General features: G+C 42.3%; 7 protein-coding genes and 13 tRNA genes. All 20 read left to right on the top strand.

What is annotated here, in order from left to right; all coding sequences use genetic code 11:
• Window positions 1-177 precede the first annotated feature (177 nt).
• The 20 genes from AB4Z50_RS13200 to AB4Z50_RS13105 all read left to right on the top strand — a co-directional run bounded on the left by AB4Z50_RS13200 (window position 178) and on the right by AB4Z50_RS13105 (window position 8,774).
• A tRNA-Asn gene (locus tag AB4Z50_RS13200) sits at window positions 178-253 on the top strand.
• Window positions 254-257: 4 nt separating this feature from the next.
• A tRNA-Ser gene (locus tag AB4Z50_RS13195) sits at window positions 258-348 on the top strand.
• Between the two features lie 4 nt (window positions 349-352).
• Window positions 353-427 (top strand) — tRNA-Glu (locus tag AB4Z50_RS13190).
• Window positions 428-495: 68 nt separating this feature from the next.
• A tRNA-Val gene (locus AB4Z50_RS13185) sits at window positions 496-571 on the top strand.
• An 18-nt stretch (window positions 572-589) separates the two neighbouring features.
• A tRNA-Met gene (locus AB4Z50_RS13180) sits at window positions 590-666 on the top strand.
• A 38-nt stretch (window positions 667-704) separates the two neighbouring features.
• Window positions 705-781, top strand: a tRNA-Asp gene (locus AB4Z50_RS13175).
• A 16-nt stretch (window positions 782-797) separates the two neighbouring features.
• Window positions 798-873, top strand: a tRNA-Phe gene (locus AB4Z50_RS13170).
• A gap of 31 nt (window positions 874-904) precedes the next feature.
• A tRNA-Thr gene (locus AB4Z50_RS13165) sits at window positions 905-980 on the top strand.
• 3 nt (window positions 981-983) lie between these two features.
• A tRNA-Tyr gene (locus tag AB4Z50_RS13160) sits at window positions 984-1,068 on the top strand.
• Between the two features lie 84 nt (window positions 1,069-1,152).
• Window positions 1,153-1,227: transfer RNA gene (locus AB4Z50_RS13155), tRNA-Gly, on the top strand.
• Between the two features lie 7 nt (window positions 1,228-1,234).
• Window positions 1,235-1,308, top strand: a tRNA-Cys gene (locus AB4Z50_RS13150).
• Window positions 1,309-1,332: 24 nt separating this feature from the next.
• Window positions 1,333-1,409 (top strand) — tRNA-Arg (locus tag AB4Z50_RS13145).
• Window positions 1,410-1,422: 13 nt separating this feature from the next.
• Window positions 1,423-1,504, top strand: a tRNA-Leu gene (locus tag AB4Z50_RS13140).
• A 158-nt stretch (window positions 1,505-1,662) separates the two neighbouring features.
• Window positions 1,663-2,619 carry an ABC transporter ATP-binding protein gene (locus AB4Z50_RS13135; RefSeq protein WP_441879422.1) on the top strand — a complete coding sequence of 319 codons (957 nt, stop codon included), beginning with the start codon at window positions 1,663-1,665 and terminating at the stop codon, window positions 2,617-2,619.
• Window positions 2,612-3,367, top strand: a complete 756-nt coding sequence (locus AB4Z50_RS13130) for an ABC transporter permease (protein WP_441879420.1) — start codon at window positions 2,612-2,614, stop codon at window positions 3,365-3,367. The genes AB4Z50_RS13135 and AB4Z50_RS13130 overlap by 8 nt, the downstream gene beginning before the upstream one ends.
• 45 nt (window positions 3,368-3,412) lie before the next feature.
• Window positions 3,413-3,793 (top strand): GntR family transcriptional regulator, encoded by a 381-nt coding sequence (locus AB4Z50_RS13125; RefSeq protein WP_339207450.1) that lies wholly within the window; start codon window positions 3,413-3,415, stop codon window positions 3,791-3,793.
• A 7-nt stretch (window positions 3,794-3,800) separates the two neighbouring features.
• Entirely contained in the window at window positions 3,801-4,499 is a 699-nt protein-coding gene (locus AB4Z50_RS13120) for an ABC transporter ATP-binding protein (protein ID WP_441879418.1), read from the top strand.
• Window positions 4,496-5,251 (top strand): hypothetical protein, encoded by a 756-nt coding sequence (locus AB4Z50_RS13115; RefSeq protein ID WP_441879416.1) that lies wholly within the window; start codon window positions 4,496-4,498, stop codon window positions 5,249-5,251. The genes AB4Z50_RS13120 and AB4Z50_RS13115 overlap by 4 nt, the downstream gene beginning before the upstream one ends.
• A 165-nt stretch (window positions 5,252-5,416) precedes the next feature.
• Window positions 5,417-7,168 (top strand): sensor histidine kinase, encoded by a 1,752-nt coding sequence (locus AB4Z50_RS13110; RefSeq protein ID WP_441879414.1) that lies wholly within the window; start codon window positions 5,417-5,419, stop codon window positions 7,166-7,168.
• On the top strand, window positions 7,161-8,774 hold the full coding sequence (locus AB4Z50_RS13105) for a helix-turn-helix domain-containing protein (RefSeq protein WP_441879412.1): 1,614 nt from the start codon (window positions 7,161-7,163) through the stop codon (window positions 8,772-8,774). Before AB4Z50_RS13110 ends, AB4Z50_RS13105 begins: the two co-directional genes overlap by 8 nt.
• Window positions 8,775-8,797: the final 23 nt, after the last annotated feature.

Genomic DNA, 8,797 nt, shown 5'->3' with positions numbered 1-8,797 from the left:
GGTTCGGGGTGGAAGCACAGCAATGTGTGTAGCTGACGAATACTAATCGGTCGAGGGCTTATCCTAAACACGTTTACTGTGACCCATACATCCGGTAGACAGCAGCATAAAGGCTTCAGCAAGCCTAATCTTTCGTATCCAGTTTTCAGAGCGCAATTTGCTTTGAATGCTTAATATTCCCTGATAGCTCAGTTGGTAGAGCACTCGACTGTTAATCGAGTTGTCACAGGTTCGAGTCCTGTTCGGGGAGCCATTGTAGAGAGGTGTCCGAGTGGTCGAAGGAGCACGATTGGAAATCGTGTAGGCTCTAACCGGGTCTCGAGGGTTCGAATCCCTTCCTCTCTGCCAGCAAGGCCCGTTGGTCAAGTGGTTAAGACACCTCCCTTTCACGGAGGTAACAGGGGTTCGAGTCCCCTACGGGTCACCAACTTTTCTTTTAAAAAAAGATTGACAAAAAAGAATGACCTATGATAAGATATAAAGGTCGCTCAACATGGAGGATTAGCTCAGCTGGGAGAGCATCTGCCTTACAAGCAGAGGGTCGGCGGTTCGATCCCGTCATCCTCCACCATTTAATTAATAATAATGACGCGGGGTGGAGCAGCCCGGTAGCTCGTCGGGCTCATAACCCGAAGGCCGCAGGTTCAAATCCTGCCCCCGCAACCAAATTCTATACCTTTCGGAACTTTCCGAGAACATGATGTGGAGCTGTGGTGTAGTGGCCCAACATGCCTGCCTGTCACGCAGGAGACCGCGGGTTCGAATCCCGTCAGCTCCGCCACTTAAAAACAACATCAGGCTCGGTAGCTCAGTCGGTAGAGCAGAGGACTGAAAATCCTCGTGTCGGCGGTTCGATTCCGTCCCGAGCCACCATTGATGCAGTACAAGCAACACAAGTGAATATGCCGTTGTAGCTCAACTGGTAGAGCAACTGACTTGTAATCAGTAGGTTGGGGGTTCAAGTCCTCTCGACGGCACCACATGGAGGATTAGTGAAGTGGCTAAACACGGCAGACTGTAAATCTGCTCTCTCTGAGTTCGGTGGTTCGAATCCATCATCCTCCACCATTTTTTTGCTAGCCAAGCGGTAAGGCAACGGACTTTGACTCCGTCATTCTCAGGTTCGATCCCTGAATCCCCAGCCATTTATATGCGGAAGTGGCTCAGCGGTAGAGCATCGCCTTGCCAAGGCGAGGGTCGCGGGTTCGATTCCCGTCTTCCGCTCCATTTATTTGGCGCCATAGCCAAGTGGTAAGGCAGAGCTCTGCAAAAGCTCTACCCCCAGTTCGAGTCTGGGTGGCGCCTCCACAGATTTCTCTTTGCAACAAATATGTGCCCTTAGCTCAGCTGGATAGAGCGTTTGACTACGAATCAAAAGGCCAGGAGTTCGAATCTCTTAGGGCACGCCATCTTTACTGAAATGCCGATGTGGCGGAATGGCAGACGCGCGCGACTCAAAATCGTGAGGGAAACCGTGGAGGTTCGAGTCCTCTCATCGGCACCAACTTCTTTAACACAAACTCTTAAGATCATAATGATCTTAAGAGTTTTTTTGTGTTTTAGTTTTATAATAGGTAAAATCGACCTGAAAATTGCCCCTTTACATCTGTTTAGACCTAGTGTACTATTTAACTAGAACACTAAGACGATGGAGGTAAGGAAATGATGAAATCATCTTCTGAAATAAAGGGAACAATCCCCGTACTTTCTTTAAAAAATGTAACCAAACGTATTGGAGGCAAAGCAATCGTAGATCGAATGTCATTTGATATTCACAAAGGAGAAATCGTAGGGTTGCTTGGGCCAAATGGTGCAGGCAAAACAACGACAATCCGAATGATTGTTGGTTTGATTCAAATGTCCGAGGGTGATGTGCTTATTCAAGGAAAAAGCATACGTAATGATTTTACAGGAGCCATTAGGCATATCGGAGCTATTATAGAAAACCCCGAGTTTTATCCATATATGACAGGGTATGATAATCTAAAGCAATATCAGAGAATGTCATCAGGCATTACGGAAGAACGGATAAAAGCAGTTACGGAGCTGGTAGGTTTAGAGGCAGCAATGAACAAGAAAGTAAAAGCATACTCTCTTGGTATGAGACAGCGTTTAGGCATTGCACAAGCACTATTAGACAATCCATCGTTGTTAATACTGGATGAACCGACTAATGGCTTAGATCCAGCAGGCATTCGTGAGATGAGACAATATTTGCAAAGAATTGCAGTCCAAGAAGGGATATCGATTCTTGTATCGAGTCATCTGCTCTCAGAAATGGAGCTCATGTGCAGCCGAGTCGTTGTTATTCAAGAAGGTAAATATGTGACTCATCGTTCACTAAGCGATAAGGAAGAGCAATCCAAGCAATTATCCGTAGTTGTTCGTGTAGATGATATTGAGCGAGCAAGCCGGGTTTCTACAAGTATAGATGGCGTTGAAGTTATTCAGCTTTTAAAAGATAGCAGCGAGCTTGTATTAGCTCTTCAGAATGAACTTATTCCTCAGGTTGTAAGCAAGCTAGGGGAAGACAATATTAAAATTTATCGAATCACTGAAACAAAGATATCACTGGAAGACGAGTTTTTGAAATGGACTGGGGGTAGTCGCATTGCTTAATTTTAACGGACTAGTATTAAACGAATGGTTGAAAATGTCAAAGAAACGCAGCTTCTTCATTGCATACGCAGTAATGCTCCTTACGATTGTAGGTTTCACCTATTTAGTTTGGAAAATGTCTGGCGATCAATATCCAACTATGCTAGAATTTGCTGGATCGATCATGGCAACAAATGGAGTCGGACAGATCGTAACGATTGTAGCCATTATTTTCACAGCTGGTATCGTCGCAAAGGAACATCAATTAGGAACCGTTAAGTTTTTGCTCATACGAGCTCATGGTAGAAGCAAAATTTTAGCATCAAAATATACAGCAGTTATATTTTTTGTTTGTTCGCTCATCATTTTCACAATAGCTGCTGCTCTTGCAGCAGGAGGAATCGCATTTGGATTTGAAGCGACAGGGGAAGTATCCTGGTTGGATGTTGCGAAATCAATGTTATTTCAAACGGTTTACACAACCATCTATGTAACTTTAACGTTTATGTTCGGCATTTTAACAAGATCATCTGGAGCGACAATAGGAATAGGCATGACTGCTGTCTTATTGGAAGGCTTAATGAAAATGTTATTATCAAGCTACGATTTCTCCAAATATCTACTCTTTATGAATACAGATCTATCGTTATTTACAGGAAATGAATCGTCATCTGGCGGAATGTTATTCCCTAGTGTTGTGTGTGCAGCATATGTGTGTTTGTTTTTGGTCATTAGCTTTGTTACGTTTAAAAAACGGGATATTGCCTAACATGCAACGTTTTCGAGTGGGCAGTTGAGGGGAGAAGGACATATTGTGAGCATAGAATTTGATAATAATTTGCCAATCTACTTGCAGATCATGAATTATATTAAGAAAGAAATTGTCATTGGCAAGTTGAAGGCTGGGGATAAAATACCGGCGGTACGAGAACTTGCATTAGAACTACAAATCAACCCGAATACGATACAACGAACCTTTCAGGAGCTTGAGCGAGAACAAATCGTCGAAACGAAGCGCGGGCTTGGCCGATATGTCACTAGTGAGGAGTCGAAAATAATGGATATCAAAAAAGAAATGGCAGGAGATTTGCTCGGTCGCTTTATTCAAGGGATGCAGGAGCTGGGCTTTGCAAATAACGATATCGTAACAATCGTTTCACAAGCGGTAAAAGAAGAAGATAAAGAAAAGGAGTGATAGGACTGTGGAAAGCATTTTGAAGCTGACTGAGGTATCAAAGTCATTCGCCGGTAAGAAGGCGCTAGACCAAGTATCACTCACGTTGGCGCCTGGCAAGATTGTTGGTCTGTTAGGAAGCAATGGCAGTGGCAAAAGCACATTGATGAAAATAGCTGCAGGACTCATTCATCCAGGTTCGGGCACGGTAACGATTAACGGGCAACTTGTAAGCAACGAGACAAAAGCAATTACATCTTTTATGCCAGATCAACCGCTCACAGAGAGCTGGATGCGCGTAGAGGACGCAATAGATTTTTACAAGGATTTTTATGCCGATTTTGATCATAAGAAAGCAAATGAAATGCTTGCTTTCATGAATCTGAATAAACGGGATCGGGTAAGCGCGTTATCTAAAGGGATGAATGAACGTCTTCAGCTTACACTCGTATTATCACGAAATGCGAGGTTGTATTTGCTTGATGAGCCAATCGGAGGCGTAGATCCAGTAGCAAGAACGAAAATTTTGGATGCGATTGTTAACTACTATAACGAAGAAAGCAGCTTAATCATTTCAACCCATCTTGTACGCGATATTGAGCGGATCTTCGATGAAGTGGTTTTCATACGCGAGGGTAAGATTGTATTGCAGGATGAGGTAGAAAATATACGACTGACTCACGGTAAAAGCGTTGATGAAATGTTTAAGGCGGTGTTTGGGGAATGATTAAGCTGTTGAAATACGATTGGAAGCGAAGCAACGATGGTATCCTCAGCACGCTTGCAATCTTTATCATACTAGAAGCAGCGCTCAGTATTACGGGATTGACGCGCAACTGGGATGAAGGTCTTATTACAGCGTTTAGTATTTTCGGCTATGTAATGGTCTTTATCTTGTTGTTCATCCATTGCTGCCGGACGTTTGAACGAAACATTAAATCCTACAGCCGGCGCTTACTGCCGCTGCACCCAATCAATGGAATAGGTGCTGCTATCCTTCTAGGCTGGATCATCATGCTGCTCGTTTTGATTATAGCAGCTATTCATATCGCGATCTTCATTGCTTTTTCGGATATGGATATTCAATATTTCAAAGAACATGTTTCTTTAGAGAACGGCGCTTTATTCGGAATGGTAATAAGCTATATTTGGATGTACACATCCTTTATGCTCTCGATTCTATGTTCCATTACAGTGGCACGCAGCTTCCGAGTGAAGCATTCTACATGGATCGGGATTGTCTTTTTCTTTGGAGTACAAAGCATTGCTTCTTGGTTAACGTATCAGTTATTTGACCAAAGAGAAGGTATGATGGGTATAGTTTCAGTCAATGTACCTCAATCGAATAGCGGATCAGTAACCTTTGGTTCATCATTCAATGTGGATTTTTTATTCGGACCATTTTTACTGGATTTAGCGTTTACTTTAGGTTACTTGTTTCTAATGATTTATTTGTTAAAAAGGAAAGTCGAGATTTAAAAAAGAATGACGTTGGCGCATGTGGGGTGAAAATCCTATATGCGCTTTTTTATGTTTTAAATAGATTTGAAAAAAGGATCAGCATATCGCTTTTAAGTGATTTCAAGAAAACGCTTTAAATGGTAATATGATTATGATTCAATCGATAGTAGGGGGAAGCGGAGCGTGAGGTTCGGTAAATCGATTAGAACTCGTCTTATTATTGGGTTTATGGCAGTTATGCTGCCGGTAGTTATTTATATGCTCATTAACAACAGTTACTCACGTGAGATCATTCGAGAGAAAGTATCTGAGACCTATCGAAACACACTCGATATTTACGTGGGGCAAACGGATCAAAATCTATTGCAGATTAATGATTATCTTTATAAAATGTCTGTGCTTGATACCGACGTAGGTTTGCTGATGTCCTTTCCGATGGATAGTGACGGATATACGTTAACGAAAATTAGAATTGATGGGAAGCTAAATCGTGACGTTGGTGTTTATAATCTGATTGATGCTGTATTTCTATATCACGATAAAGATATTATTTTTGGAACAAAAAGCGTATATAACGATACAAAAAAAATAATAAAAACGCATATGGATACGATGACAAAGGAAGAAAATCTGCTTATGAATGATCAACATTTATGGGAGGTCAGAGCAGATGAGCGGATGCCAGGGAAGTTTTTTTTGATCAATTTCATTAAGGTGTCAGATGATTTATACGTCGGCGCAATCATTAAAGTACAGGATATAAACAGAATGTTATCGATTCAATGGAGTGACGGTGATATCGGCCATAACGGCATTTATTTACGCGCTGGCGATCAACTTGTTCAGTCATTGACGGAAAACTTAGCGCCACTGGAACTCAGCTATAAAATATCGAAGAAACCGTATGAATCGCTGACTGATCGAAATACAGGCGAAACCTATCTTGTTATGAATAGAATGAGCGAAATGGTGGATATCGCTTATCGAGTCGTTATACCTGAGCGGACGCTGCTGCGTAATTTATTATTTTTTAGAAATGCGACGTTATTTGCTCCGATTGGGTTTCTAGCTATTTTGCTTATTTATTTGTTCTTTATGAGGAATATGCTGTTTAAGCCGCTGCATGAACTTATTCTAGGAATGAAGAAAATCTCTTTAGGAATGCTGGATGTTAGATTGAAGAAAAACAAATCGCTTGAATTTGAGTTTCTAGGAAACACCTTCAACATCATGGCGGAACAAATTAAAACCTTGAAAATTGATGTTTACGAGGAGCAGCTCCGCGTGAAGCAAGGAGAGCTTAAGCAGCTCCAAGCGCAAATTAATCCGCATTTTTATATGAACAGCTTAAATATTATTTATAATTTAGCAGCATTAGGCGATACGGAATCGGTGAAAAAGATGTCGCTGCATCTCGCTGATTATTTCCGATTTATTATGAAAGCCAATCGGGATACGATTACACTTAAGGAAGAACTAATGCATATTGAAAACTATATGACGATTCAAAAGATTAGGTTTCCTGAGAAGCTGCAATGTACCTATGAGGGAATCGATGACATTTTGCATTATCCAATTGCTGCATTAACCATTCAGCCTTTTGTAGAAAACTCCATCATTCATGGGTTCAAAAACAGGAGGCAGCTTTTCCAAATCAAAATTTGTGCGGAAATGGACTCCGAGAATGGATTTACGTTATCGATCAGCGACAATGGTACGGGCTTTAGTCCTGAGGTGCTGGAGAAGCTGCAAAACAAAGAACCGCTTCAGGAAGGCGAATCGAGCAGCTTAGGCATCATGAATGTTATTCATAGACTACAGCTGCTGTATGGCGAGCGGACATCAATTACTTTCCACAATCAAGCGGAGGGCACCGGAGCAATTGTCGTTATCGTATTTCCTAAGCTTACGGAGGGAGTGAAAGCAGTTGTATAACTTATTGGTTGTAGATGATGAGGAGATAGCAATTCGAGGCATCGTGAATGGCATAGACTGGTCAACGCTGCCGATTGCGAGTATTTATACGGCTATAGATGCGGAAGAGGCCCAGGCGTTGCTGACTGCGCATACGATTCACATTATGATATCGGATATTGATATGCCAAATCAAAGCGGAATCGAATTGCTAGAGTGGGCGAATGAGCATTCCCCTTCCAGCGTAACAATCTTTTTGACCGGTCATGCGGATTTTAAATATGCGCAGCAGGCGGTTCAGCTTGACTGCTTCGATTACTTGCTCAAGCCGATTGATCATAACGCTCTAAAAGCATGTGTGAATGAGGCGCTGGAAAAAGCTCGTGATTTGGAGCAGCTGGCAAAAATTCGCGGGACGTACAACTTATTTTATGAGCAGTGGAGCAAGCAGCAGCCTATATTAATTGAGCGGTTCTGGCAAGATATCATTCACTATCGTTTATCAGCGGCATCGCAGCAGCTCAATTTCTCATTGCAAACCTACGGTTTACCGCTTGAATCGGACAGTTTGATTCGCGTCGTGCTTATCAGCATCGAGCAGTGGCGGGAGGAATGGTCGGCCCGTGATGAGGAGATCATGACATACGGTATTAAGAATGCAGCTGAAGAGATCGTGCTTCAAGGTGAATCCGGCCATATTGTTCAAGATGGCAGCGGGATTTTATATGCAATATTTTATAGTGGAGTGTTCGATGACAAGCAAGGCAATAATGATCTGCATGCCAGATGCAAAACATTTATTGATCAATGCAAAACGATGCTGAATTGCTCGTTATCCTGTTATATAAGCGAAGCAGCGGAAGTGAAGCAGCTCCGTACTACAATACAAACGCTGCTTACCTTAGAGAGAAGCAACGTCAGCAATACTTGTGCGATTATAATGGAGCGTGATCATACACAGAAGCAAGGATTGAATACACTTCAGCAAGCCCCCTTTGCTGACTGGGCACTATTGCTGGAGTCCGGCAAGCAGACGGAGTTGTCCTTGCGAATAGATGAATGCTTCGACCAGATGTTAGAGCTGAAAGTTGATTATACCCATATGGCATCGTTTTATTATGGATATATGAATATGGTGTTCCAATGGTTGAATAAAAAGTCGGTTCAAATGACGGACGTGTTTGTACATAGAGAATGGGAGGTAGGCGAGAACATTCTCAAATCATTGCCGCGCATGCGAACATGGACACAGCAATTGAGCCAGCAGATAACGGACTATGCCAACCAAAACGGCAAGGACGTGTCACAAGTTGTGGAGAAGGTTCAGCGTTACATGGAAGAGCATATGGGAGAGGAATTCAGTCGTGAGCAAGCGGCAGAGTCTGTTTATTTGAATCCAGCTTATTTATCTCGTTTGTTCCGAAGGGAAACGGGTTACTCTTTAACGGATTATTTGGTTCGAATGCGTATAGCTAAGGCGAGAATCGAGCTTGAAAAAACAAATAACCGAATAAGTGATGTTGCCATAAACGTGGGATATAGTAATTTCTCGCACTTTTCTAAGCTGTTTAAGAAAACGACAGGGCTTACACCGCAAGAGTATCGTAAAAACTTTCAGGATGTATGATTGAAAAGTCACTGTACCGTTAA

Origin of the sequence: Paenibacillus sp. 2TAB26 (genome assembly GCF_052115145.1) — a bacterium.
In the GTDB taxonomy this organism is placed as follows: domain Bacteria; phylum Bacillota; class Bacilli; order Paenibacillales; family Paenibacillaceae; genus Pristimantibacillus.
This window is presented reverse-complemented; position numbering and strand designations above follow the sequence as displayed.